The sequence below is a fragment of the Polaromonas sp. genome, from assembly GCF_039930745.1.
Taxonomy (GTDB): Bacteria; Pseudomonadota; Gammaproteobacteria; order Burkholderiales; family Burkholderiaceae_C; genus Polaromonas.
Genome location: NZ_JBDTTH010000037.1, coordinates 13,312 through 37,822 on the forward strand (window position 1 = coordinate 13,312; position 24,511 = coordinate 37,822).

Genomic DNA, 24,511 nt, shown 5'->3' on the forward strand with positions numbered 1-24,511 from the left:
AGTTCCAGAGAAAGATGTGGTGGCTGGAGCTGCATTGATTCTAGGGCCGCTTTTTTCCGGCAGTCCCCTCCTTTCGAAGGATGACAAGGCTGATGAAGGTCGTTAGTATGTTCTTCTCAGGAGAGGCTGGTACGGGTTGTGCAAAGGCAGTCCCTGATGTGCCTACTGCGCACTATTTCCACGCAGGGGACAGATATGGCACTTGCCATGGTCCCCTTGCCCAGCCCCCGGTCGCCGTGACCCTGGGTTTACGTATGACTGCCGCGGGGGGCGGCAGCCACCAAAGGCAAGAGATGCCAGCAGCGCTCGAAGTCTTGCTCATCGACAACGCGGAAAGGGACCTGGCCGGAGTTCCGGGTTTGCTGGCGGAGGCCGCTTTTGCTTTCAGGCCGGGTAGCGCTGACAGCCTGGCCGCCATGAGGGCTGCGCTGGAAAGCCAGTCGTGGGATGTCGCCATCTGTGCCTATCATGCGACCGGCTTCAGCGGCTTTCCCGCGCTTGCGCTGCTGCAATCACAGGCGCCTCGCCTGCCTGTGCTGGTTGTTTCCGGTGTCCCTGGTGAGGAGGCCGCGGTGGCGGCCATGAAAGCCGGTGCCGCAGATTACCTCACGCTGACCGGCCTGGGCCGGCTGGTTCCCGCCATCCGCGAGGCCATGCAACGGCGCGGGGGCGACGCACCCAGTTGCCTTGCGGCGGAAAACGCCCTGCGCGAAAGTGAAGCGGGCTTGCGCCGGGCGCAGTTGCTGGCCCGGCTCGCTCACATCATCACGCGGCCGGACGGCTCGTTCGAGAGTTATTCCGAATCGTTGCTGGAACTGCTCGGTGTTGATGCCGCCCATGTGCCCGCCAGTACCCGGGCCTGGCTGGAGATTCTGCATCCGGAAGACCGCGATCACTTCCGCGCCATATCCATCAGCGCCGGTGTGTCGGGCCGCCGCGTTGACCTGGATTACCGGCTCCGGCATGCCGGTGGCGCCTGGCTGCATATGCGGCAGGTCATAGAGCCCCTGCATGGCACGCCCAGCGCTGACGGCAAGATGCGCTGGTTCTGCACGCTTCAGGACGTGACCAGCCAGAAGATGGCCGAGGAAAAAATCCGCAAGCTCAATCTCGACCTCGAGCGCGACATGCGCCGGCGCATTGCCGCCGAGCAGGAACACGCAGCGCTGGAAGCCGGGCTGCGCGAGGCGCAGAAGATGGAGTCGCTGGGCAGGCTGGCCGGCGGTATCGCGCATGACTTCAACAATCTGCTGGCTGCCATGCTGGGCAATACTTCGCTAGCGCGCATGAACCTGGCGTTTCCCGACAAGTTGCGCCATAACCTCGACCAGGTGGACCGGGCAGGGGCGAGGGCGAAGGAGCTCGTCAAGCAGATTCTTTCCTTCAGTCGCAAGCAACCCCAGCAGTTCGTTGTCCAGTCCATGCGCGCGGTCGTGGTCGAGGCACTGTCGCTGCTGCGTTCAACCCTGCCAGCGGGAGTCGATCTGGTGGTGACGATTCCCGATGCGACGCCGACCTATGTCAATGTTGACGGCGGCCAGATCTCGCAAGTGCTGATGAACTTGTGCACGAATGCCTGGCATGCCACCAGCGGTATTGCCCCGCGAATTGAAGTGGCACTCGATGAGCTTGTACTGGAGGCCGGGCAGGGGCCAGCCAGCTTGCCTGCCGGCCCTTATGTGCGCCTGCAGGTCAAGGACAACGGGCACGGCATGGACGAGGGCACGCAAGCCCGCATTTTCGAGCCTTTTTTCACGACCAAACCTGCCGGACAGGGCACCGGGCTAGGCCTGGCCGTGGTGCACGGCATTGTCAAGACGCATGGCGGCGCCATCACGGTTGAAAGCGCAGTGTCCGGCGGGACGACATTTACCGTTTACTTGCCGGCGGTGGTTCCCCACGCGTTGCCGGTGGTGGAAGCGCCGACCCCGATGCCTGCCGACGGGCTGGGCCGGCACGTCATGTATGTCGACGACTATGACGCCATGGGCGAGCTGGTGAGCGAAGTGCTGCGTACGGCCGGCTACCGGGTCACCCTCCATACCCGCGGCGAGGACGCCCTGGCCGACCTGCTGGCGGGGACGCAAGCCTTCGATCTCGTCATCACTGACCAGAACATGCCCGGCATGGCGGGCACGGAGCTGGCGCGGCAGGTCAAGCTGATCCGGCCCACATTGCCTGTGATCATCAGCTCGGGCTACATCAGCGAGGAGCTGCGGGCCCGCGCCCGTGAGGTCGGTGTGCCGGAAGTGATCGACAAGACCAGAAACATCGAGCGGCTGGCCGGCTCCATTGCCGGATGGATGGACGCTGCCGGGCATTGATGTTGATCCCCGACAAAGACGGGCGGGCAATGCCTGAGTAAAAGCACAGGCTTTTTTGAAGCGGTGCGAGCGTGCAGTGCGCGTGCTTGGCCTGGCGCTGATCCTCTGGCGGTCCAAAAAAAACATACAAATCAACGCTCCGCACCTGGCTGGCGCGACCCGTCATCGCGGCTTGATTTTCCCGACGCGTCCGTCAAGACCCTTTTCAGACCGTTTCATCTTTTTGTTGCGGGGCAGGATTGCCTTTGCCCGGCTTCGGGCGCATAGTGAAACCAAGAGAGTTGCCCGTCCATCGCTTCGCATACCCCCTGTCGAAGCGGTGTTTTTAAACCCCCATCCAGTCATGGAAAAGGAGTCTCTTTATGAATTTGACGATCAGCGGCCACCACCTTGAAGTTACCCCCGCCCTGCGCGGCTATGTGACCAGCAAGCTGGACCGGATTACCCGGCATTTTGATCAGGTGGTGGACGTCAAAGTCCTGTTGACTGTGGATAACATGAAAGAAAAGGAGTTGCGCCAGAAAGCCGAGTGCAATGTACATGTCAAAGGACGTGATCTTTTTGCCGAGAGTTCGCATGCTGATCTTTATGCTGCGGTTGATGAGCTCGCTGACAAGCTCGACCGCCAGGTCGGGCGTTACAAGACAAGAACCCAGGACCACCACCACGTGGCTGCCAAACGGCAGATGTAAGTAGCTGCAGCCGGACCAACCGCGCTGTGGTCCGGGCTGGGTTCAAGGCCGCCCCCGGTAGTCGGGCGGCTTTTTTATGGGCTGGGTGGTCTCCTTGCTTATGAAAGTGCATAATTCGGCGACCAAAACCCCGTTATGAACCGTCTTTCGCAAATTTTGCCTGCCAGCCAGGTTCTGGTCAGTGTTGAGGCCACCAGCAAGAAGCGTGCTTTTGAAGAAGCCGGCTTGCTGTTTGAGAACCAGCATGGACTGAACCGCGCCCTGATCACCGACAGCCTGTTTGCGCGCGAGCGCCTGGGTTCGACCGGCTTGGGCCATGGGGTGGCGATTCCACACGGACGCATCAAGGGTCTGAAATCCCCCATGGCGGCAGTTTTCCAGCTGCATGTCCCGATCGGCTTTGATGCCCCCGACGAGCAAGCGGTGGGGCTGCTGATTTTTCTGCTGGTCCCCGAGGCGGCCACCCAGAAACATCTGGAAATCCTGTCCGAAATTGCCGAGCTGCTCAGCGACAGTGCCTTGCGCGAGCAGCTCAAGGCCAGCACCGATGCCGCTGCCTTGTACCAGCTGATTGCCTCCTGGCAGTCCAGCCACGCCGTCAGCCCCTGAGCGCCCCGTGGCCGTGATCCAGGGTTTCCCGGAAATGAGGGCATGAAGCCCACTGTCGTCAGTGCCGACGTCCTTTTTGAGGACCATCGTGCCCAACTCAAATGGGAATGGGTGGCTGGGCTGGGTGCTTCGGAGCGGCGTTTCGACGAAGTGGCGGTGCGCGCTGCCCGCTCCGGCGCCGACCTGGTGGGGTATCTCAATTACATCCACCCTTACCGGGTCCAGCTGCTAGGCGAACGCGAAGTCTCCTACCTCAGCACCGGCAGCCCCGAAGATTGCGCCCGGCGCATTTCGCGCATTGTTACGCTAGAGCCCCCGGTGCTGATCATCGCCGACGGCCAGGTGGCACCCGATACCCTGCTTTCGATGTGCGAGCGCGCACAGATCCCGATGTTTGCCACGAAGGAGTCCGCCGCCTTCGTGATCGACGTGTTGCGCGCTTACCTGTCCAAACATTTTGCCGACCGTACGTCCATGCATGGCGTGTTCATGGACATTCTGGGCGTGGGCCTGATGATCACCGGCGAGTCCGGCCTGGGCAAAAGCGAGCTGGGGCTGGAGCTGATTTCGCGCGGCCATGGGCTGGTGGCCGACGACGCGGTGGACCTCTACCGCATCAACCAGACCACTATCGAAGGCCGTTGTCCGGAACTGCTGCAAAACCTGCTTGAAGTCCGCGGCATTGGCCTGCTCGACATCAAGGCGATCTTTGGCGAGACGGCGGTGCGGCGCAAGATGCGGCTCAAGCTCATCGTGCACCTGGTGCGGCGCGAAACGCTGGAACGAGAGTATGAACGCATCCCCTACGAACCGCTGATGCAGGACGTGCTCGGCATTCCGGTACGCAAGGTGATCATCCAGGTGGTGGCCGGCCGCAACATTGCGGTGTTGGTCGAGGCGGCCGTGCGCAACGTGATTCTCCAGTTCCGCGGCATCGACACCTACCAGGAATTTGTCGAGCGGCATCGCCAGGCCATGGAGCGTGGCGGGTAGAAAATAGAGCCCCACGTTCGCTCACTGCGTGTAGCTCTCTGCCCCCCGAGGGGGCGCTGCGCCTGCGGGCCGGCTAAGCCGGTTCCGCGGCCCCTGCTTGAATTGGGGGCCACACGTTACGCTAACTTATTGATAGCGGACAATGTCCGCCAGTAAAGGGCTGGAGTCTCTTTTGACTTGGATTTCAGTAGAAGATCTACTCGCAGACCTGGCGGCTCAGTTGTGGTGCGGATGCCGTGGCGACGTGGGCCGGTTCGGGCACTTGTCCTTGGTGCAGTTGGCGTACATCGACAGCGAGTGATCGGCGATTGTGAAACCCTTGGCTTTCGCGACGGCATGCTGGCGTTTTTCGATTTCCGCATCGTAAAACTCTTCGACCTTGCCGCAATCGAGACATACCAGGTGGTCATGGTGCTGACCTTCGTTGATTTCGTAAACGGCCTTGCCGGACTCGAAGTTGCTGCGGTTGAGCAGGCCGGCCTGCTCGAACTGGGTCAGCACCCGGTAAACCGTTGCCAGGCCGATGTCGGAGCGGTCTTCCAGCAGCACCCTGAAGACGTCCTCGGCCGTCATGTGCCGTTGTTTGCCGGCCTGGAAAATCTCGAGGATCTTCAGGCGCGGCAGGGTGGCTTTCAATCCGGTATTTTTGAGTTCGTCAATATTGCTCATTGGGAGGCTTCCTGGAGAAAAAGAGGCCGCAGGCGGGGCCTGTGCAGGCTTGGCCATTCGGGGTCAGGTGCTTGCGCGCGACGGCACCCCCTGCCGCTACAATGACCGATCATATCGCTACACCTCCCTACTATGTCAGCCCTGTCTGCAAAATACCGTTACGGCATCCAAACCGCTCTCACAGTTCTGGCCTGCGCTGGACTGGCAGCCTGCGGCAGCATCAAGGGCATGACCAGCGGGCTGAGCGAGAGCAAGGTCAACCCGGTCAACTGGATCACGCCTTACAAGGTGGAAGTTGTGCAGGGCAATTTTGTCTCGAAGGAACAGGTGGAGCTGCTCAAGCCGGGAATGGCGCGCGCCCAGGTGCGCGAAGTGCTCGGTACCCCCCTGCTGGCCAGTGTTTTTCACGAGAACCGCTGGGATTACGTTTTCACCCTCAAGCGAGAGAACACCGAGCCGCAATCGCTCAGGCTCACGGTCTATTTCAAGGACGACGTTCTGGAACGCTTTGAAGGCGACACCATGCCCAGCGAGGCGGACTTCGTGGCCAAGCTTGACACCCGCCGCAAGTTCGGCAAGGTGCCGGTGCTGGAGCTGACAGAAGAACAGCTCAAGGCCGTCGAAAAGAAACCGGCAGCCAGCGCAGGCGCCACGCCGGTGCCACCACCGGTGGCCCTGCCGTCCACCGCCAGCTACCCGCCGCTGGAAAGCCCGGCCAGGTGAGCGCACCGCAGCGGGCTCTTCGCATTGCAGTGGCCGGTGCCGGTGGCCGCATGGGCCAGATGCTGGTCGAGGCCGTCCGCTCCAGTGGTGACTGCGAGCTGACCGGCGCGCTGGATGTCGCCGACAGCCCCGGGCTGGGTACCGATGTGGCGGCCTTTCTGGGGCAGAGCAGCGGCGTGAAGATCACTTCGGACCTCGCCACCGGCCTGGCCGGCGCCGAGGTGCTGATTGACTTCACCCGGCCCGAAGGCACCATGGCCCATCTGGCCAAATGTCGAGAGCTCGGCGTCAAGCTGGTGATAGGTACAACCGGTTTTAGCGATGCGCAAAAAACCGGGATTGCCGCGGCCGCCAAAGACATTGCCATCATGATGGCGCCCAACATGAGCGTCGGCGTCAACGTCACGCTCAAGCTGCTGGAGATGGCCGCCAAGGCGCTGTCTACCGGCTACGACATTGAAATCATTGAAGCCCACCACCGGCACAAGGTTGATGCGCCCTCCGGCACCGCGCTGAAAATGGGGGAAGTGATTGCGGGTGCCCTGGGCCGCGACCTGAAAGACTGTGCGGTGTATGCCCGGGAAGGGGTCACTGGCGAACGCGATCCCTCGTCGATCGGTTTCGCAACGATCCGCGGCGGCGACATCGTGGGCGATCACACCGTGCTGTTTGCCGGCACCGGCGAACGCATCGAAATCACCCATAAATCTTCCAGCCGGGTGACTTACGCTCAGGGCAGCTTGCGCGCCGCACGTTTTCTGGCCGGCAAGCCTTCCGGACTGTTCGACATGTTCGATGTGCTGAATCTGAAATGAGCGCTGCGGCGGGCATGAGATTCCCGTATTCTCCAGTCAGGGCCGCGGAACCGGCTTTGCCGGGCCGCTGGCGCAGCGCCCCCTCGGGGGGCAGCGAACCTCACGAAGTGGGAAGCGTGGGGGTCTCATGCTTACGCTGATCACGCAGGGCGATGCCGTCACCGCGCTTGTCGCGGTGCTGCTGCTGGCGATGTCGGTGGCCAGCTGGGTGGTGATCCTCTGGAAAGCCTGGCTGCTGAAGCGGGCGGCAGGCGACGTGGCGCGCAGCACGGCGGTGTTCTGGCAGTCGGCCTCCCTGGAGGCTGCCCGGCCGAAAGTGGCGGCCTTCGACCGGGAAGCGCTGGTGCTGCCCCTGATTGCCGCCACCTTGGCCCAGGCACAGGGCACCTTGGCCTCGGCCGGTGACAAGTCCTGGCAATTGACGCGTGTTTTGCGCGATGCGCTGCATGCGGTGCTGCACAAACTTCAATATGGGCAGGTGCTGCTCGCAACCGTCGGTTCCACGGCGCCCTTTGTGGGCCTGCTGGGTACCGTTTGGGGCATTTACCATGCGCTGGTGGGTATTTCCGCTGCCGGCCAGATCACCATCGACAAAGTGTCCGGCCCGGTGGGCGAGGCGTTGATCATGACCGCCGCCGGCCTGGCGGTAGCCATACCCGCCGTGCTGGCCTACAACATCTTTGGCCGCAACATCAGCCGCATCGAGGCCGACCTGGAAGGTTTTGCCTATGACTTGCGGGAACTGTTGACCGCAGGCGGTTCCAGCGGCCAAACCGCGGAGCACCGCGAAGAGTTGCCGGACACCGGCGTGAGGGCTTCGTGAGTTTCGGCCGCCTGGAGCGCACCCAGGGCGCGCAGCCCATGAGCGAGATCAACGTCACCCCACTGGTCGATGTGATGCTGGTGCTGGTGGTGATCTTCATCATCACCGCCCCGTTGCTGGCCAGTTCGATCAAGCTTGATTTGCCGAAAAGTGAAGCCGCCAGACCGAATGAGGCGCCGCTTCATGTCACGCTGGCGGTCAACAAGGCCGGCCAGGCTTTCCTGAACGACCAGCCTGTTTCCAGTGCCGAGCTGGACCAGCGCCTCAAGCAAAGCGCCGCGCTGAATCCCGATACGGAAGTGCAGTTGCGTGCCGACGAAGCGGTGCCTTACGGCCGCATTGTCGAGATCATGGGCATCGCGCAAAAAGCCGGCCTGAACCGCATCGGTTTTGTGGCCGACACGCCTCCCGCCCGACCCTGAAGGCGGTCCGACCGGACCAATCCGGGCCAGCGCCTAAAATCCCTGCATCCGGCAGCCAGTGGCTGCTTCATTCTTTTTCCCTTTTTCCCTGCGCCATGCAAGACAAATACCAGCATCTCGACGTTGAGCGCATTGCGCAAGCCCACTGGACGGCCGCAGACGCCTACCGCGTCACCGAAGATACGTCCAGAAAGAAGTATTACGCCTGCTCCATGCTGCCTTACCCCAGCGGCAAGCTGCACATGGGCCACGTGCGCAACTACACCATCAACGACATGCTCACGCGCCACCTGCGCATGAAGGGCTACAACGTTCTCATGCCCATGGGCTGGGACGCCTTCGGCCTGCCGGCGGAAAACGCCGCGATGAAAAATGGCGTGCCGCCAGCGAAATGGACCTACGACAACATCGCCTACATGAAAAAGCAGATGCAGGCGATGGGACTGGCTATCGATTGGAGCCGCGAAGTCGCCACTTGCGACGCGAGCTACTACAAGTGGAACCAGTGGCTGTTTTTGAAGATGCTGGAAAAAGGCATTGCCTACCGCAAGACCCAGGTCGTCAACTGGGACCCGGTGGACCAGACCGTGCTGGCCAACGAGCAGGTGATCGACGGCAAGGGTTGGCGCACCGGCGCCCTGGTGGAAAAGCGCGAGATTCCGGGCTACTACCTGAAGATCACCGACTACGCCGAAGAGTTACTGGACAGCGTCAGCAGTAAGCTGCCGGGCTGGCCCGAACGTGTCAAGCTGATGCAGGAAAACTGGATAGGCAAAAGTGAAGGCGTGCGTTTTGCCTTCACCCACGACATCAAGAACGCTTCCGGCACCTTGATCGGCGACGGGAAGATGTATGTCTTCACCACCCGCGTCGACACCATCATGGGCGTGACCTTTTGCGCCGTCGCGCCCGAACACCCGCTCGCCCTCCATGCGGCCGCATCGAATCCGGCACTCGCGGCCTTCATCGAAGACTGCAAGTCCGGCGGCACCACCGAGGCCGAACTGGCCACGCAGGAGAAAAAAGGCCTGCCCACCGGCCTGTTTGTCACGCACCCGCTGACGGGCGACAAGGTCGAGGTCTGGGTCGGCAACTATGTGCTGATGAGTTACGGCGACGGCGCGGTCATGGGGGTTCCGGCGCATGACGAGCGCGATTTCGAGTTCGCGAAAAAATACGGCATTCCCATCAAGCAGGTGACCGATGCTGCCGGCAAGACCTACAGCACCGAAGCCTGGGCCGACTGGTACGGCGACAAGCAACAGGGCGTGGTTATCAACTCCGGCAAGTACAGCGGCCTGGCCTTCAAGGCCGCCGTCGATGCTGTGGCGGCCGACCTGGTGGTCAAAGGCCTGGGCGAGAAAAAAACCACCTGGCGCCTGCGTGACTGGGGCGTGAGCCGTCAGCGTTACTGGGGCACGCCGATCCCCATCATCCACTGCGAGGAACACGGCGCGGTACCGGTGCCCGAGAAGGATCTGCCGGTGGTGTTGCCGCAGGATTGCGTGCCCGACGGCTCCGGCAACCCGCTGCACAAACATGAAGGCTTCCATGCCGACGTGGTCTGCCCGGTGTGCGGCAAGGCCGCGCGCCGTGAGACCGACACCATGGACACCTTCGTGGACAGCTCGTGGTACTTCATGCGTTATTGTGACCCGAAGAACGACGAAAAAATGGTGGCCGGGGGCGTCAACTACTGGATGCCGATGGACCAGTACATTGGCGGCATCGAACACGCCATCCTGCATCTGCTGTACGCGCGCTTCTGGACCAAGGTCATGCGTGACCTGGACCTGGTGAAGGTGGACGAGCCTTTCACCAAGCTGCTGACGCAGGGCATGGTGCTCAACCACATCTACTCGCGCAAGGGCGCCAAGGGCGGCGTCGAGTACTTCTGGCCGGCGGACGTGGACGATGTGCACGACGACCACGGCAAGGTCACCGGGGCGAAGCTGCGCAAGGACGGCTCTATGGTCACCTACGAAGGCGTGGGCACCATGAGCAAAAGCAAGAACAACGGCGTGGACCCGCAGGACCTGATCGAAAAATACGGCGCCGACACCGCGCGCCTGTACACCATGTTCACCTCGCCGCCTGAGGCCACGCTGGAGTGGAATGATGCCGGCGTCGAGGGTTCCTACCGCTTTCTGCGCCGTGTGTGGAATTTTGGCGTCAAACTGAATGCTATGCAATCAGGAGCTGATGGCGCCCGTCCGCAAAGGGCTGGGACCGTATTTGACAAGGAAGCGCAGGCTCTTCGCCGCGAGATCCACACGGTGCTCAAGCAGATCGACTACGACTACCAGCGCATGCAGTACAACACCGTCGTGTCGGGTGCCATGAAGCTGCTCAATGCCCTCGAAGACTTCAAAGGCCAGCCTTCCAAGGGTGCAGCCTTCGCGCTGCGCGAAGGCATGGGCATCCTGCTGCGCTGCCTCTACCCTGCAACACCGCATGTGGCGCACGCCTTGTGGTCCGAACTCGGCTTTGCGCAGGAGCAAGGCGACCTGCTCGACGCGCCTTGGCCGGAAGTCGATGAATCCGCGCTGGTGCAGGATGAAATTGAGCTGGTGCTGCAGATCAATGGCAAGCTGCGTGGTTCGGTCACGGTGCCTACCGGTGCCGACAAGGCCGCGATTGAAGCGGCCGCGCTGGCCTCGGACGCCTTTATCAAGCAGGCGGCAGGTGCACCGGCAAAAAAAGTCATTGTGGTGCCGGGCCGCCTGGTCAATATCGTCGTCTGAAGGAAAACACCATGCAACGTCGCGTTTTTCTGTTGACCGCCGCAGCGGCGGCGAGCCTGGGCGGTTGCGGCTTTGCACTGCGCAAGGCACCCAACTATGCGTTCAAGACCATTTACAGCGCTGTGGCCGAAAGTTCCACGCTGGGGACCGAGCTCAACCGCAACCTCGAGGCCGGTGGAACGGTGAAAGTGATTCGTGATGCGCGGCTGATCGAGCAGGCGGAAGTGATCCTCGATGTGCTGCTTGACCAGCGCGAGAAAACCGTGGTCGGCGTCAATGCCTCCGGCCAGGTGCGCGAGTTCCAGTTGCGTACGCGTTTCAGGTTCCAGTTGCGCACGCTCAAGGGCAAGCTGCTGATTCCTCCCGACGAGATTGTGCTGCAGCGCGACATCAGCTTCAACGAGTCCGCCGTGCTAGCCAAGGAGACCGAGGAAGCCCTGCTGTACCGCGACATGCAAAGCGACATCGTCCAGCAGATCCTGCGCCGGCTGGCGGCGGTGAAAAGCCTGGAATAGCAGGCCTTGCACCGGCCTACTGGCGCATCAGTATGCTTTTGCCGAACAGGCTTTCAATCAGCTCCAGAGCCACCTCGGCCGTGCCGTTGCGCACGTCCAGCGCGGGGTTGAGCTCCATCACGTCGAGTGAGCCCATGCGGCGGGTGTCGGCAATCATCTCCATGCAGAGCTGTGCTTCGCGGTAGGTGGGACCGCCCTTGATGGCAGTGGCGACGCCCGGTGCCAGGGAGGCGTCCAGAAAATCCACGTCGAAGCTCACATGCACATGGGTGTTGTCGTCAACACCTTCCAGTGCGGCTTCCATGGTGCGCTTCATGCCCATTTCATCGATGTAGCGCATGTCAAACACCTCCAGGCCCGATTGCCGGAGAAAACGCTTTTCACCTTCGTCCACGCTGCGGATGCCGATCTGCCGGACTTCCGCAGGGTTCATCGCCGGTGCCGTGCCGCCTATCCCGGTGAGCTCGGCCGGGCCGTGGCCGCACAAGATAGCCACAGGCATGCCATGCACATTGCCGGTGGGCGTGAGCTCGCTGGTATTGAAGTCGGCATGCGCGTCCAGCCACAACACGCGCAGTTTTTTACCGGACTGCCGGCAATGGCGCGCCACGGCACTGATGGAGCCTATGCCCAGGCAGTGATCGCCACCCAGCAGGATCGGCAAATGGCCCTGTGCCAGGCTCTGGAACACGGCCTCATGCACGGTCCGGTTCCAGGTGGCCACTTCGTGCAGATGGCGGTAGCCGTTGACGGGGGGTAGCCAGGGGTTGGTCGGGCCCGACAGGTTGCCCAGGTCCGTCGTCTGCAGGCCGTGGGCTCGCAGTGTCTGCTCGATACCCGCCACACGCAGAGCCTCTGGCCCCATCGATGCACCGCGGCTGCCCGCACCAATGTCGGTGGGTGCACCGATCAGATCGACGGGAAGATGCGCCGGGATGCTCATCCTGGGACTGTTTCCGGTGGGGCGGGCATGCAGTCATTTTGCCGGACTGGGCCGGTTTGCGCACCGGTCAGCAAGGCAAAAAGGTTTTTGGGGTTGTCGAGCTGGGGAATCAGATCGATCTGCCGGCGGCTTTGCGCGTTGTCGAGCTGGAGCTTGCGCAGGTAACGCAGCGCTGAATAATCTTCCAGCGCAAAACCCACCGAGTCGAAAATCGTCACTTCGGCTGGCGAGGTGCGGCCGGGTGCGGCGTCAGTGAGTACTTCGGCGAACTCTGTCACCGCAAAGCTGGCTGGCATTTGCTGGATTTCCCCTTCAACGCGCGACTGCGGCTCGTATTCCACAACCACCCGCACGTCGCTCCTGCGCAGGATGTCGGCATGCAGTTCGGTCTTGCCCGGACTGTCGCCGCCCACTGCGTTGATGTGCATGCCCGGCGCAATCATGGAAGGTGTCAGGACGACGGCGTTGCGTTTGTCCGCGGTGAGCGTTGTCACGATGTCGGCGCCGTGCACGGCCTCTGCGGCCGAGCTGCACGCGGTGAGCTGCAAGCCTGGCAAACCCAGCGCTTGCAGGTTGCGCATCAGCTTATCGGTGGCCTGACGGTCCACATCGTGCAATCTGAAGCGACGGATGCCCAGCATGTGGTGAAACGCAATCGCCTGGAATTCGCTTTGTGCGCCATTGCCTATCAGGGCCATGACGCGGCTGTCTGGCCTGGCCAGCCATTTCGCGGCCAGCGCTGACATGGCGGCGGTGCGCAGTGCGGTGGTTACGGTCAGTTCCGACAGCAACAGCGGATAGCCGGTTTCCACATCGGCAAGTACCCCGAACGCCGTCACCGTCAGCAGGCCGCGCGCGGTGTTCCCGGGGTGGCCGTTCACGTACTTGAAGGAGTACATCCGGCCATCGCTGGTGGGCATGAGCTCAATCACCCCGCCAGGCGAATGAATCGCATGCCGCGCCGATTTGTCGAACTCGCTCCAGCGCCGATAGTCGGCCTCAATTTCCGCAGCCAAACCCTTCATGAAAGCGGCCGGTCCCACGCGCCCGACGATGCGCTGCATGTCTTCGATTCCGATGTACTCAACCATGATTGGGGCTCTCCTGATGTCTGACGGGCCGTGCTGACACTCATTGGATTGGGTCAGCCTCGAATTCATTGTGTTGAGTGGCAGAGCCAAAGAATAGTCAGCAAGCTGTTCATTTATGCGAATAAAATGCACAAATCGTCAGAAAAAATTGGCGTTTAGTCACTAAAATCAGACCATGGACGACACCGACCGCCAGCTGATCTCTTTGCTGCGCGACAACGCCCGCGCCTCGGTGGCCTCGCTGGCCAAGGTGTTGCGCGTTTCGCGCGGCACGGTGCAAAACCGGCTGAGCAAGCTCGAAGCCGACGGCACTATCGTGGGCTACACCGCCCGCTTGCGGCCGCAGGCCGAAGCGCACCAGATCCGGGCCCTGATGACGGTAGCCGTGGATGGCAACCGCATCGACCATGTGCTCAGCGCGCTGCGCGGTGACCCGGCCGTCAGCGCCCTGCACACCACCAATGGCCGCTGGGACATCGTGGCCGAGCTGCGCGCCGACAGCCTGGAGGCCTTTGACCGCGTGCTGGGGCGCATCCGGCTGCTTGAAGGCATTGCCAATACGGAAACCAGCCTGTTGCTGTCCACCAGCAAGCTTTGATTCGAACACCGGTACTAAACTCCCACCATGAACCTGGCCCCTTCGCAGCTCCAAGAGCACCTCAAACGCGGAATAAAAAGCCTTTACACCCTGCATGGCGACGAGCCGCTGCTGGTGCAGGAGTTTGCCGATGCGCTGCGGGCCGCGGCGCGCGAACAGGGTTACACCGAGCGCACGGTGCACACGGTGGCTGGCGCGCATTTTGACTGGAGCGAGGTGCTGGCCAGCGGCGGTTCGCTGAGCCTGTTCGCCGACAAGCAAATCGTGGAAATTCGCATTCCCAGCGGCAAACCCGGCAAGGACGGCTCGGTCGCGCTGCAGCAGATTGCCGAGCGGGCCCAGGGTGACGACAGCACGCTGACCCTGGTACTGCTGCCGCGCCTGGACAGCATGACCACCAAGGGCGCCTGGTTCGGCGCGCTGGAAAGTTTCGGCACCACCGTCAAGTTCGACCCCATCGACCGCCGCGGCTTGCCGCAATGGATCGCGCAACGCCTGCAGCAGCAGGGCCAGCGCGTGGCCGCAGGCGAGGAAGGCCAGCGCACGCTGCAGTTTTTTGCCGACCGTGTGGAAGGCAATCTGCTGGCTGCACACCAGGAGATCCAGAAGCTGGGCCTGCTCTACCCGGCGAGCGGGGTTACGTCGGCGGAGCTCAGTTTCGACCAGGTTGAAAACGCCGTGCTCAATGTGGCGCGTTACGACGTGTTCAAGCTGTCGGAAGCCGTGCTGGGCGGCCAGGCATTGCGCGTGCAGCGCATGCTCGATGGCCTGCAGTCCGAAGGCGAGTCGGAGGTGCTGGTGCATTGGGCACTGGCGGAGGATATTCGCAGCATGAAGCGGGTCAAGGACGCACTCGGTGCAGGTCGGCCCATGCCCATGGCGCTGCGCGAAAACCGTGTCTGGGGTATCAAGGAAAAACTGTTTGAACGCGCGCTTCCCCACGTGGGCGAGACCACCTTGGCCAATCTGCTGCATGCCGCGCACAAGGTGGATGGCATCGTCAAAGGCCTGAAACAGCCCGACTGGCCCACGGACGGCTGGCAGGCCCTGCAGCGTCTGGCCGGCATGGTGTGTACGGCCTGTTCTGCACCGGTTCCTCGCAACTCGCGCACACCCGCGGGCGTCGTCAGGCCCTAGATCTGGCCCTGTCGCGCGCACGCATGGCGCGGCACCCGGATCGGCGTTACGCTAGCGGCCATGCAACAAACGGCCTCGCTTTCCAAAAAACTCATGCGCATAGGCGCGAGCCTGCTGCTTGTTGCCCTGGTGTCGATCGGGCTGACCCTGTGGGTGACCTGGCAGCTGGAGGGTGGCGCGGCGGCTGTCAACGAGGCCGGGCGCATGCGCATGCAGACCTGGCGCCTGGCCAGCGCGGTGCAGGCAGGGGTGGCGCGCACCGAGTTGCAGGGCCTGGTGGCCCGGTTCGACGGGAGCCTGGCGCTGCTGCGCGAGGGTGATCCGTCGCGGCCGTTGTTTGTGCCCTGGGACGACCAGGTGCGCCGGCGTTTTACCGATGTCGAGTTACTGTGGCTTGATCAGCGGCAGCTGTGGCTGGCCGAGCCAGCTCCGGAGGCGCAGGCCCTGCTGAAGGCGGGCGGCGAGTTTGTGGAGGCGAGCGACCGCCTGGTGCTGGTGATCGAACAGCATCTGTCCCGCCTCACCGCCATCCTGAACCTGTTTCAGCTGCTGATGATGGCGCTGGCCATAGGGGGGGCGGTCATCATGCTCTACACCGGCTACATGTATGTGATCAACCCGTTGGGGCAGCTTCGCGAAGGCCTGCGCAAGCTGGAGTCCGGAGACTTCAGGACACGTATCGAGGTTGAAACCGTGGACGAGTTCGGGCAGGTGGCGGCCGGTTTCAATCACATGGCCATGACCCTGCAGTCACTCTACGAAGGGCTGGAAGCCAAGGTCGAGGCGAAGACGCGGCGTATCGAGGCGCAGCGCGCCCGACTGGAGGCGCTGTACAAGGTCAGCGCCTTCCTGGCTCAGGCGGGCAGCATTGACGAGCTGGCGCGCGGTTTTGCCCAACGCGTGCGCGCCGTGATGAAAGCCGACGCCGCCGCGGTCCGTTGGTCCGACGAAGCCAACCAGCGCTACCTGATGCTGGCGACAGACTGTTTCCCGCAAGACCTCGTGGAAGAAGAGCGCAACCTGCTGGCCGGGGCTTGCGCCTGTGGCAACCTGAAGCCGGATGCACGTACCCGCGTGATCCCCATTCTCAACCACGACGAAGCGCCCGTGCGCCATTGCGCCAAGGTGGGTTATGAAAGCGTGGTCAGCGTGCCGATACGGCTGCAGCAGCGTGTGCTGGGCGAGTTCAACCTGTTCTTTCGCGCGCCGGTCCTGCTGAGCGCCGATGAAATCGAGTTGCTGGACGCGCTGGCCAGTCACCTGGCCAGTTCCCTGGAAGGTTTGCGCGCCGACGCCCTGGACAGGGAAGCGGCCGTCGCGGAGGAGCGCGCCTTGCTGGCGCGCAACCTGCATGATTCAATCGCGCAGTCCCTGGCATTCCTCAAGATTCAGGTGCAGTTGCTGCGGACAGCCGTGCAGCGGGGCCAGGAGTCGCAGATGCAGAGTGCCCTCGACGAGTTGGACATCGGCCTGCGCGAAAGTATCGGTGATGTTCGCGAGCTGCTGGTGCATTTCCGCACGCGTACCAATACGGACGACATTGAACAGGCCTTGCAGGAAACCCTGCAGAAGTTCCAGAGCCAGACCGGCCTGCCCGCCCAGTTGCAGGTGCAAGGCCAGGGGCTGCCGCTGCCTTCAGATGTGCAGGTTCAGGTGTTGCATGTGCTCCAGGAGGCCCTGTCCAACGTGCGCAAGCATGCGGGTGCCACGCAGGTCGGCCTGGACGTGGCCAAGGGTGAACGCTGGCGTTTTGTCGTGCGTGACAATGGCGTCGGCTTTGACACCGGCAAACACCCTGGCGACTCCCATGTCGGTCTGAACATCATGCGCGAGCGGGCGGGCCGTATCGGTGCGGAGGTCAAGCTTGTTTCGGCGGCAGGACAGGGCACGACAGTCACGCTGACGCTGCCGCCGCATCCGGAGGTGGGCGGTAGCCAGGCGGCGAAGTCCCCGAACTTGGTGTCGTCCGCCTACAGCGGCTGAGGAACACACACCATGAAACCCATTGAATTGCTGGTGATCGACGACCACACGCTGTTTCGCCGCGGACTGGTTGCACTGCTGTCGCAGGACGGTCGATTCGAGGTCACAGGAGAAGCCGGCGATATTGGTGAGGCGCTGCGTTGTGTCGAGCAGCGCAAGCCTGACCTGATCCTGCTGGACAACCACCTGCCGGGTGTCCTGGGCGTGGACGGCATCGCAACGCTCAAGGAGGCCGCGCCGGGTGTCCGCATCCTGATGCTGACAGTGAGCGAAAACGAGGACGACCTGGCCGCCGCGCTGCAGGCCGGCGCCGACGGTTACCTGCTCAAAACCGTGGAGCTGGACAGTTTGTCAGAGTCCATCATCAAGGTGCTGGACGGCGAGTCGGTCGTCAGCCCGGAGATGATGACCAAGCTGGTGACCGCTTTTCGTTCCAAGACGCCATCGGTCGCACCGGCCGAAGCTGTGGTTGCCGGCGGTGACCGCGACGCGAAGGCTCCGGCGCCGCGCGAACAAGAGGCTCTCGCCATTGCGCAACTGTCCGCGCGTGAGCGCGGGGTGTTGGCACTGGTCGCGCAGGGCGACAGCAACAAGGTGATAGCCCGCAAGCTCGACATTGCGGAGACCACGGTGAAGATTCACGTCCAGCACATACTGCGCAAATTGCAGCTCAGTTCGCGGGTGCAGGCAGCCGTCTACGCGACTGGCCGCGACCTGACTTGATAAAAATCAAGGCCGACGCAGTTTGACCCGGCAGTAGTTCTTCAGAACGAGACGGCGGGCTTCGTCGCCTGTTCTTTTATGCCGTCTTCCTGTTCCTAAGGAGGATATTCAGCGGTGCGCTAAAAGCCGACAGTCATGCCATGTCTCAGGAGAAACATGCATGAGTTCTGAACTTGGTAATTCAAGGAAGGCTTGGTCGGTGCTGATTGTCAGCACCTTCGCCTTCACCGTCTGCTTTATGGTCTGGATGATGTTCGGCGTGATCGGCATCCCGATCAAGAAGATGCTCAACCTCAACGCCACCGAGTTCGGGCTGCTTGCGGCCACGCCGGTGCTGACAGGCTCACTGATCCGCGTTCCGCTGGGCATCTGGACCGACCGCTACGGCGGGCGCATCGTCATGGCGATCCTGATGGCTGCTACGGTGCCCGCGATCTGGCTCATGAGTTACGCCACAGCGTACTGGCATTTCCTGGTGATCGGCCTGTTTGTTGGCCTGGCCGGCGGCTCCTTCTCGGTGGGCACACCTTATGTGGCGCGCTGGTTCCCGAAAAGTCGCCAGGGCATGGCCATGGGTGTGTACGGCGCCGGCAATTCGGGTGCCGCTGTCAACAAGTTCGTGGCGCCCGTGCTGCTTGTGGCCTTTGGTTGGGCCATGGTGCCGCAGGTATACGCGGTCATCATGCTGGCTGCGCTGGTGCTGTTCTGGCTGTTCAGCTACAGCGACCCTTCGCACCTGGTGCCCAGCCACGTCAAGTTCAGCGATCAGCTCAAGGCCTTGAAGGACCCGAAAGTCCTCAAGTACTGCCAGTACTACAGCATCGTGTTCGGCGGCTATGTGGCTTTGTCGCTCTGGATGGTGCAGTACTACGTGGGTGAGTTCGGCCTCGATATTCGCGTGGCAGCGTTGCTGGCAGCGTGTTTCTCGCTGCCCGGCGGCGTGCTGCGCGCCTTTGGTGGTGTGCTGTCCGACAAGTACGGTGCGCACAGCGTCACCTGGTGGGTGATGTGGGTGAGCTGGGTGTGCCTGTTCCTGCTGTCCTACCCGCAGACCGACTTCACCATCCTCACGGTCAACGGCCCGGCGACCTTCCACCTCGGATTGAACGTCTACACCTTCACAGCGCTGATGTTCCTCCTGGGCATTGCCTGGGCCTTCGGCAAGGCCAGTGTCTTCAAGTACATCAGTGACGACTACGGTGCCAACATCGGCGCCATCAGCGGCATTGTCGGCCTGGCCGGTGGCCTGGGCGGCTTTGTGCTGCCCATCATCTTCGGCGGCCTGATGGACCTGACCGGCATCCGCTCCAGCGCCTTCATGTTCATGTATGGCGTTGTCTGGGTCTCGCTGATCTGGATGTACTGGACCGAAGTGCGCCGCACTGAAGTCATGGGGTCGAACGCAAGCGGCGCATCGGCCTGATGTTGCCATCTTCTTCAAGGGAAAAATCATGAATACCAAGTCCGCAGCAAGTGCTGCCATTCCTGCACTTCAGCCGAGTTCTTCCGGCACCGACATCACTGACTGGCGTCCTGAGGACGACCAGTTCTGGGAAACCACCGGCAAGCGCATCGCCTACCGCAACCTCTGGATCTCCGTGCCCAGTTTGCTTTGCGGCTTTGCCGTCTGGGGCATGTGGGGCATCATCACCGTGCAGATGCTCAACCTGGGCTTCCCCTTCACTCAGGCCGAACTTTTCACGCTGACGGCTATTGCGGGCCTGGCCGGCGCCACCATGCGCATTCCGGCCTCCTTCCTGATCCGGCTGGCCGGCGGGCGCAACACCATCTTCCTGACGACGTCCATGCTGCTGGCGCCGGCCATCGGCACAGGCATCGTGCTGCAGCACCCCGAATGGCCGCTGTGGTCCTTCCAGCTGATGGCTTTGTGGTGTGGGGTCGGTGGCGGTAACTTCGCCAGCTCCATGTCCAACATCAGCACCTTTTTCCCCAAGCGCTTGCAGGGCACCGCACTTGGCCTCAATGCTGGCTTGGGCAATTTCGGCGTGACGACCATGCAGATCGTCATCCCGCTGGTGATGACCCTGAGTCTGTTTGGAGGCTTCGCAGGCGAATCGACCACGCTGGTCAAGGACAGCGGCTGGATCTTCGGCAAGATTGCTGCGGGCACGCCCACATGGGTTCAGAACGCAGGTTTTGCCTGGCTACTGTCGCTGGTTCCGTTGTCCGTCATCTGCTTCTTCGGCATGAACAACCTGACCACCGTCTCGCCAGCGATTGGCGGCACGATCCCGGCCTTCCTCAAGATCATCTGGCTCTACACCCTGTCATTTGTGCCCGCAGGCATTGGCTTGTATCTCTACCTGCCCAAACCCACCGGGCTGGGCCTGCTCAACATGTGGATTGCCATGCCATTGATTGTGGCAAGTACCTTGCTGGTGCTCAAGCTCACGGCTTTCGGCACGATGAAGGAAAACATCACCAAACAGTTTGCGATTTTCAGCAACAAGCACACCTGGTCGCTGACGCTGCTGTACATCGTGACCTTCGGCTCCTTCATCGGTTTCTCCATGGCGCTGCCGCTGGCCATCACGGTAATCTTCGGCATCAGCCACGTGCCGGACGCAGCTGGTGTCATGCAGCACACTCTGAAAAATCCGAACGCACCGTCGGCGCTGACCTTCGCGTGGATAGGTCCGTTTGTCGGCGCCCTGATCCGGCCCGTGGGCGGCTGGGTCTCGGACAAGGTAGGCGGTTCCATCGTGACGCAGATCATCTCCGCCATCATGGTGGTGGCCTCCGCAGCGGTGGGTTACGTCATGCTGCTGGCTTACAAGTCGGCCGCGCCCGAGCAGTACTTCCTGATCTTCATGGTGTTGTTCGTCTTGCTGTTTGCCGCCAGCGGCATCGGCAACGGCTCTACCTTCCGCACGATCGGCGTCATCTTTGACCGCCAGCAGGCCGGTCCGGTGCTGGGCTGGACCTCCGCCATTGCCGCCTACGGTGCCTTCATTGCCCCGGTCGTCATAGGCGCGCAGATCAAAGCCGGCACGCCGGAAAACGCCATGTACGGCTTTGCCATCTTCTATGCGCTGTGCCTGATCCTCAATTGGTGGTTTTACCTGCGCCGCGGCGCCGAGATTAAAAACCCCTGAGCCGCCGCAGTGCCCGCATTTACCGCTTACCGGAGAATCAAATGAGTCATTTTCTTGATCGACTGAGCCACTTTTCCAATCCCCGGGAGTCCTTCTCCGGGACGCACGGCGTCACCACTGCCGAAGACCGGACCTGGGAAGACGCCTACCGCAACCGCTGGGCGCACGACAAGATTGTGCGCAGCACTCATGGCGTGAACTGTACCGGGTCGTGTTCGTGGAAGATTTATGTCAAGGGCGGCATCGTCACCTGGGAAACCCAGCAGACCGATTACCCGCGCACGCGCTGGGACATGCCCAACCACGAGCCGCGCGGCTGCTCGCGCGGTGCCAGCTACAGCTGGTACCTGTACAGCGCCAACCGCGTCAAATATCCCATGGTGCGCGCGCGCCTGCTCAAGCATTGGCGCGAGGCACGTTTGACGCTGCCGCCGGTCGAGGCCTGGGCGGCCGTGGTGCAGGACGACGCCAAACGACGAGACTACCAGAGCGTGCGTGGCCTGGGCGGCTTTGTGCGCTCCAGCTGGGACGAAGTCAACGAGATCATTGCAGCCTCCAACATCCACACGATCAAGAAGCATGGCGCCGACCGCATCATCGGTTTCTCGCCGATCCCGGCTATGTCCATGGTCAGCTACGCCGCTGGCTCACGCTACCTGTCGCTGATAGGCGGTGTGTGCATGAGTTTTTACGACTGGTATTGCGACCTGCCTCCGTCCAGCCCGCAGGTCTGGGGTGAACAGACCGACGTGCCGGAATCGGCCGACTGGTACAACTCGGGCTTCATCATCGCCTGGGGCTCCAACGTGCCGCAAACGCGCACCCCTGACGCGCACTTCTTCACCGAAGTGCGTTACAAGGGTACGAAAACCGTGGCGATCACGCCCGACTATTCCGAGGTCGCCAAACTGTCCGACCTGTGGCTGCACCCCAAGCAGGGCACCGACGCTGCGGTGGCCATGGCCATGGGCCATGTGATCCTGAAGGACTTCTATTTCGGCGGCAACGGCAAGCCGCGTTCGGCCTACTTCGACCACTACGCACGCCGCTACACCGATTTGCCCATGCTGGTCATGCTCAAGGAGCACCAACTGGAAAACGGCGAGACCGTCATGGTGCCGGACCGCTACGTGCGCGCGTCCGACTTCAACGGCAAGCTGGGCCAGGCGAACAACCCCGAGTGGAAAACCGTGGCCTTCGATGCGCAGGGCAAGGTTGTCCTGCCGCACGGCGCCATCGGCTTTCGCTGGGGTCCGGATGGCCGTGCCGATGCCGGGCAGTGGAACCTGGAATCCAAAGAAGCGCGCCAGGGCGACGAGGTCTCGCTCAAGCTGTCTGTGATGGAGGGTGATGCTCCCAGCCCTGACAGCGCCAAGGTCGGTTTTCCGTACTTCGGCGGTATTCAGCACGAACACTTCGCCAACAACGAGCAGAGCGATGTGCTGGTGCGCACCGTGCCGGTACAGCGCATTTCCCTCGGCAAGGCGGGCGAGGAACGCTCGGCCCTGGTCGCGACCGTGTTTGACCTGCAGGTTGCGCAATACGGCATTCCCCGAGGGTTGCCCGGTGAACTGGCCGCTGCCGACTTTGACGACAACAGTCCCTACACCCCGGCCTGGCAGGAGCAGATCACCGGCGTGCCGCGCGCCCAGATCATCGCTGTCGCACGCCAGTTTGCCGACAATGCCGACAAGACCGAAGGCCGGTCCATGGTCATCATCGGTGCCGGCATGAACCACTGGTACCACAGTGACATGAACTACCGTAGCGTCATCAACATGCTGATGATGTGCGGCTGCATCGGCAAGAGCGGCGGTGGCTGGGCGCACTACGTGGGCCAGGAAAAACTGCGGCCGCAGACGGGGTGGACGCCACTGGCCTTCGCGCTCGACTGGATCCGCCCACCCCGGCAGATGAATTCCACCAGCTTCTTTTATGCGCACACCGACCAGTGGCGCTACGAGAAGCTCGGCGTGGACGAGGTGCTGTCTCCCCTCGCCGACAAAAAACTCTACGGCGGCAGCATGATCGATTACAACGTGCGGGCCGAGCGCATGGGCTGGCTGCCGAGCGCACCGCAGTTACAGACCAACCCCATGCAGGTGGTCAAGGACGCGCAGGCCGTGGGCTTGGACGCCAAAGACTATGTCGTCAAGTCCCTCAAGGATGGCTCGCTCAGGATGAGCTGCGAAGACCCGGACCATCCAGACAACTGGCCGCGCAACATGTTTGTCTGGCGCTCCAACATCATCGGCTCGTCTGGCAAGGGGCATGAATACTTCCTCAAGCATCTCCTGGGTACGGACAATGGTGTGCAGGGCAAGGATTTGGGCGCTGAAGAGGGCAAACCCGAAGAAGTCGTATGGCACGACAAGGCGCCCGAGGGCAAGCTCGATCTGCTGGTCACGCTCGACTTCCGCATGAGCACGACCTGCCTGTACTCCGACATCGTGCTGCCCACCGCTACTTGGTACGAAAAGAACGATCTCAACACCAGCGACATGCATCCCTTTATCCATCCGCTGTCTACTGCGGTGGACCCGGTGTGGCAATCGAAAAGTGATTGGGAAATCTACAAGGGCTTCGCGAAAAAATTCAGCGAGCTGTGCGAAGGCCATCTCGGTGTTGAGAAGGAAATGGTGCTGACCCCGGTGATGCACGATACCCCGGGCGAGCTGGCCCAGCCGTTTGAGGTCAAGGACTGGAAGCGTGGCGAGTGTGAGCTGGTGCCCGGCAAGACGGCGCCCCAGATGCAGGTGGTCGAACGCGACTACCCCAACGTCTACAAACGTTTCACGGCCGTCGGCCCTTTGCTGAACAAGATAGGCAATGGTGGCAAGGGCATTGCCTGGAACACCGAAACCGAAGTGCGGCAACTCGGCGAACTCAATGGCCTGGTGACCGAGCCTGGCGTGACCCAGGGCATGCCGCGCATCAACAGCGACATCGATGCCTGCGAAATGGTGCTGCAACTCGCGCCTGAAACCAACGGTCACGTGGCGGTCAAGGCCTGGGCAGCATTGGGCAAGCAGACTGGCCGTGAGCACGCGCACCTGGCGCTGCACCGCGAGGACGAGAAGATCCGCTTCCGCGATATCCAGGCGCAGCCGCGCAAGATCATCAGCTCGCCGACCTGGAGCGGCATCGAATCGGAAACCGTGTCGTACAACGCCGGCTACACCAATGTGCACGAACTGATCCCATGGCGCACCCTCACGGGCCGCCAGCAGTTCTACCAGGACCACCCGTGGATGCTGGCTTTCGGCGAGGGCCTGGCCAGCTACCGGCCGCCGGTGAACCTGAAGGCGACCGCCGGTGTGCACGGTATCCGTACCAACGGCAACACCGAGATACTGCTGAACTTCATCACGCCGCACCAGAAGTGGGGCATCCACTCAACGTACACAGACAACCTGTTGATGCTCACGCTGAGCCGCGGCGGGCCGATCATCTGGCTCAGTGAGGATGATGCCAAGCTCATCGGCGTGGAAGACAACGACTGGATCGAGGCCTACAACGTCAATGGCGCGATTGCCGCGCGGGCCGTCGTCAGCCAGCGCGTCAAGCCCGGCATGGTGATGATGTACCACG

The 24,511-nt window shown here is 62.1% G+C and carries 20 protein-coding genes; 17 read left to right on the forward strand and 3 right to left on the reverse strand.

Annotated elements, in window-relative coordinates:
• Window positions 1–293: 293 nt before the first annotated feature.
• The 4 genes from ABI660_RS12810 to hprK all read left to right on the forward strand — a co-directional run bounded on the left by ABI660_RS12810 (window position 294) and on the right by hprK (window position 4,618).
• On the forward strand, window positions 294–2,324 hold the full coding sequence (locus ABI660_RS12810) for a response regulator (RefSeq protein ID WP_348068556.1): 2,031 nt from the start codon (window positions 294–296) through the stop codon (window positions 2,322–2,324).
• A gap of 362 nt (window positions 2,325–2,686) precedes the next feature.
• Window positions 2,687–3,016, forward strand: coding sequence for a ribosome-associated translation inhibitor RaiA (raiA, locus tag ABI660_RS12815; RefSeq protein WP_348068558.1), 330 nt, complete (start codon window positions 2,687–2,689; stop codon window positions 3,014–3,016).
• Between the two features lie 135 nt (window positions 3,017–3,151).
• The gene (locus ABI660_RS12820; RefSeq protein WP_348068560.1) at window positions 3,152–3,625 is read left to right on the forward strand and encodes a PTS sugar transporter subunit IIA; all 474 of its coding nucleotides are present in this window, start codon (window positions 3,152–3,154) and stop codon (window positions 3,623–3,625) included.
• Between the two features lie 42 nt (window positions 3,626–3,667).
• A complete protein-coding gene (hprK, locus tag ABI660_RS12825; RefSeq protein ID WP_348068562.1) occupies window positions 3,668–4,618 on the forward strand; it encodes an HPr(Ser) kinase/phosphatase in 951 nt (316 codons plus the stop codon).
• A gap of 216 nt (window positions 4,619–4,834) precedes the next feature.
• Here hprK and fur read toward each other — a convergent pair whose 3' ends face one another.
• Entirely contained in the window at window positions 4,835–5,287 is a 453-nt protein-coding gene (gene fur, locus ABI660_RS12830) for a ferric iron uptake transcriptional regulator (RefSeq protein ID WP_348068564.1), read from the reverse strand.
• A gap of 228 nt (window positions 5,288–5,515) precedes the next feature.
• On the opposite strand from fur, the gene ABI660_RS12835 reads away from it, so the two are divergent.
• The 6 genes from ABI660_RS12835 to lptE all read left to right on the forward strand — a co-directional run bounded on the left by ABI660_RS12835 (window position 5,516) and on the right by lptE (window position 11,329).
• Complete coding sequence (locus ABI660_RS12835) at window positions 5,516–6,010, forward strand: outer membrane protein assembly factor BamE (protein WP_348068596.1); 495 nt, start codon at window positions 5,516–5,518, stop codon at window positions 6,008–6,010.
• Complete coding sequence (dapB, locus tag ABI660_RS12840; RefSeq protein ID WP_348068566.1) at window positions 6,007–6,825, forward strand: 4-hydroxy-tetrahydrodipicolinate reductase; 819 nt, start codon at window positions 6,007–6,009, stop codon at window positions 6,823–6,825. Before ABI660_RS12835 ends, dapB begins: the two co-directional genes overlap by 4 nt.
• Window positions 6,826–6,952: 127 nt before the next feature.
• The gene (locus tag ABI660_RS12845) at window positions 6,953–7,648 is read left to right on the forward strand and encodes a MotA/TolQ/ExbB proton channel family protein (RefSeq protein WP_348068568.1); all 696 of its coding nucleotides are present in this window, start codon (window positions 6,953–6,955) and stop codon (window positions 7,646–7,648) included.
• Window positions 7,645–8,070, forward strand: a complete 426-nt coding sequence (locus ABI660_RS12850; protein ID WP_348068570.1) for a biopolymer transporter ExbD — start codon at window positions 7,645–7,647, stop codon at window positions 8,068–8,070. The genes ABI660_RS12845 and ABI660_RS12850 overlap by 4 nt, the downstream gene beginning before the upstream one ends.
• Window positions 8,071–8,165: 95 nt before the next feature.
• Window positions 8,166–10,814 (forward strand): leucine--tRNA ligase, encoded by a 2,649-nt coding sequence (gene leuS / locus ABI660_RS12855; protein ID WP_348068572.1) that lies wholly within the window; start codon window positions 8,166–8,168, stop codon window positions 10,812–10,814.
• An 11-nt stretch (window positions 10,815–10,825) separates the two neighbouring features.
• Window positions 10,826–11,329, forward strand: a complete 504-nt coding sequence (lptE, locus tag ABI660_RS12860; protein WP_348068574.1) for an LPS assembly lipoprotein LptE — start codon at window positions 10,826–10,828, stop codon at window positions 11,327–11,329.
• 16 nt (window positions 11,330–11,345) lie between these two features.
• Here the strand turns inward: lptE and rocF are convergent, their stop codons facing one another.
• Window positions 11,346–12,272, reverse strand: a complete 927-nt coding sequence (gene rocF / locus ABI660_RS12865) for an arginase (protein ID WP_348068576.1) — start codon at window positions 12,270–12,272, stop codon at window positions 11,346–11,348.
• Entirely contained in the window at window positions 12,269–13,363 is a 1,095-nt protein-coding gene (locus tag ABI660_RS12870; RefSeq protein WP_348068578.1) for an ornithine cyclodeaminase, read from the reverse strand. The genes rocF and ABI660_RS12870 overlap by 4 nt, the downstream gene beginning before the upstream one ends.
• Before the next feature lie 175 nt (window positions 13,364–13,538).
• Between ABI660_RS12870 and ABI660_RS12875 the strand changes: the two genes are divergently transcribed.
• From ABI660_RS12875 to ABI660_RS12905, 7 genes are all read left to right on the forward strand, one after another.
• Window positions 13,539–13,961, forward strand: coding sequence for an Lrp/AsnC family transcriptional regulator (locus ABI660_RS12875; RefSeq protein ID WP_348068580.1), 423 nt, complete (start codon window positions 13,539–13,541; stop codon window positions 13,959–13,961).
• 27 nt (window positions 13,962–13,988) lie between these two features.
• Complete coding sequence (gene holA / locus ABI660_RS12880; RefSeq protein WP_348068582.1) at window positions 13,989–15,098, forward strand: DNA polymerase III subunit delta; 1,110 nt, start codon at window positions 13,989–13,991, stop codon at window positions 15,096–15,098.
• 60 nt (window positions 15,099–15,158) lie between these two features.
• Window positions 15,159–17,081: a type IV pili methyl-accepting chemotaxis transducer N-terminal domain-containing protein gene (locus ABI660_RS12885; RefSeq protein WP_348068584.1), complete on the forward strand. Its 1,923-nt coding sequence runs from the start codon at window positions 15,159–15,161 to the stop codon at window positions 17,079–17,081.
• A 12-nt stretch (window positions 17,082–17,093) separates the two neighbouring features.
• On the forward strand, window positions 17,094–17,804 hold the full coding sequence (locus ABI660_RS12890) for a response regulator (RefSeq protein ID WP_348068586.1): 711 nt from the start codon (window positions 17,094–17,096) through the stop codon (window positions 17,802–17,804).
• Window positions 17,805–17,964: 160 nt separating this feature from the next.
• Window positions 17,965–19,227 carry a nitrate/nitrite transporter gene (locus ABI660_RS12895; RefSeq protein WP_348068588.1) on the forward strand — a complete coding sequence of 421 codons (1,263 nt, stop codon included), beginning with the start codon at window positions 17,965–17,967 and terminating at the stop codon, window positions 19,225–19,227.
• A gap of 28 nt (window positions 19,228–19,255) precedes the next feature.
• Window positions 19,256–20,920, forward strand: a complete 1,665-nt coding sequence (locus ABI660_RS12900; RefSeq protein WP_348068590.1) for an antiporter — start codon at window positions 19,256–19,258, stop codon at window positions 20,918–20,920.
• 41 nt (window positions 20,921–20,961) lie between these two features.
• The coding region (locus tag ABI660_RS12905) for a nitrate reductase subunit alpha (RefSeq protein ID WP_348068592.1) at window positions 20,962–24,511 on the forward strand (3,550 nt) is incomplete at its 3' end.

Coding starts and splice junctions, on each gene's coding strand:
- ABI660_RS12890 (WP_348068586.1), top strand. CDS start 17,094: ATGAAACCCATTGAATTGCTGGTGATCGACGACCACACGCTGTTTCGC.
- leuS (WP_348068572.1), top strand. CDS start 8,166: ATGCAAGACAAATACCAGCATCTCGACGTTGAGCGCATTGCGCAAGCC.
- holA (WP_348068582.1), top strand. CDS start 13,989: ATGAACCTGGCCCCTTCGCAGCTCCAAGAGCACCTCAAACGCGGAATA.
- hprK (WP_348068562.1), top strand. CDS start 3,668: ATGAAGCCCACTGTCGTCAGTGCCGACGTCCTTTTTGAGGACCATCGT.
- fur (WP_348068564.1), bottom strand. CDS start 5,287: ATGAGCAATATTGACGAACTCAAAAATACCGGATTGAAAGCCACCCTG.
- rocF (WP_348068576.1), bottom strand. CDS start 12,272: ATGAGCATCCCGGCGCATCTTCCCGTCGATCTGATCGGTGCACCCACC.
- ABI660_RS12845 (WP_348068568.1), top strand. CDS start 6,953: ATGCTTACGCTGATCACGCAGGGCGATGCCGTCACCGCGCTTGTCGCG.
- ABI660_RS12870 (WP_348068578.1), bottom strand. CDS start 13,363: ATGGTTGAGTACATCGGAATCGAAGACATGCAGCGCATCGTCGGGCGC.
- ABI660_RS12820 (WP_348068560.1), top strand. CDS start 3,152: ATGAACCGTCTTTCGCAAATTTTGCCTGCCAGCCAGGTTCTGGTCAGT.
- ABI660_RS12810 (WP_348068556.1), top strand. CDS start 294: ATGCCAGCAGCGCTCGAAGTCTTGCTCATCGACAACGCGGAAAGGGAC.
- ABI660_RS12835 (WP_348068596.1), top strand. CDS start 5,516: ATGACCAGCGGGCTGAGCGAGAGCAAGGTCAACCCGGTCAACTGGATC.
- ABI660_RS12875 (WP_348068580.1), top strand. CDS start 13,539: ATGGACGACACCGACCGCCAGCTGATCTCTTTGCTGCGCGACAACGCC.
- raiA (WP_348068558.1), top strand. CDS start 2,687: ATGAATTTGACGATCAGCGGCCACCACCTTGAAGTTACCCCCGCCCTG.
- ABI660_RS12895 (WP_348068588.1), top strand. CDS start 17,965: ATGAGTTCTGAACTTGGTAATTCAAGGAAGGCTTGGTCGGTGCTGATT.
- ABI660_RS12885 (WP_348068584.1), top strand. CDS start 15,159: ATGCAACAAACGGCCTCGCTTTCCAAAAAACTCATGCGCATAGGCGCG.
- lptE (WP_348068574.1), top strand. CDS start 10,826: ATGCAACGTCGCGTTTTTCTGTTGACCGCCGCAGCGGCGGCGAGCCTG.
- ABI660_RS12900 (WP_348068590.1), top strand. CDS start 19,256: ATGAATACCAAGTCCGCAGCAAGTGCTGCCATTCCTGCACTTCAGCCG.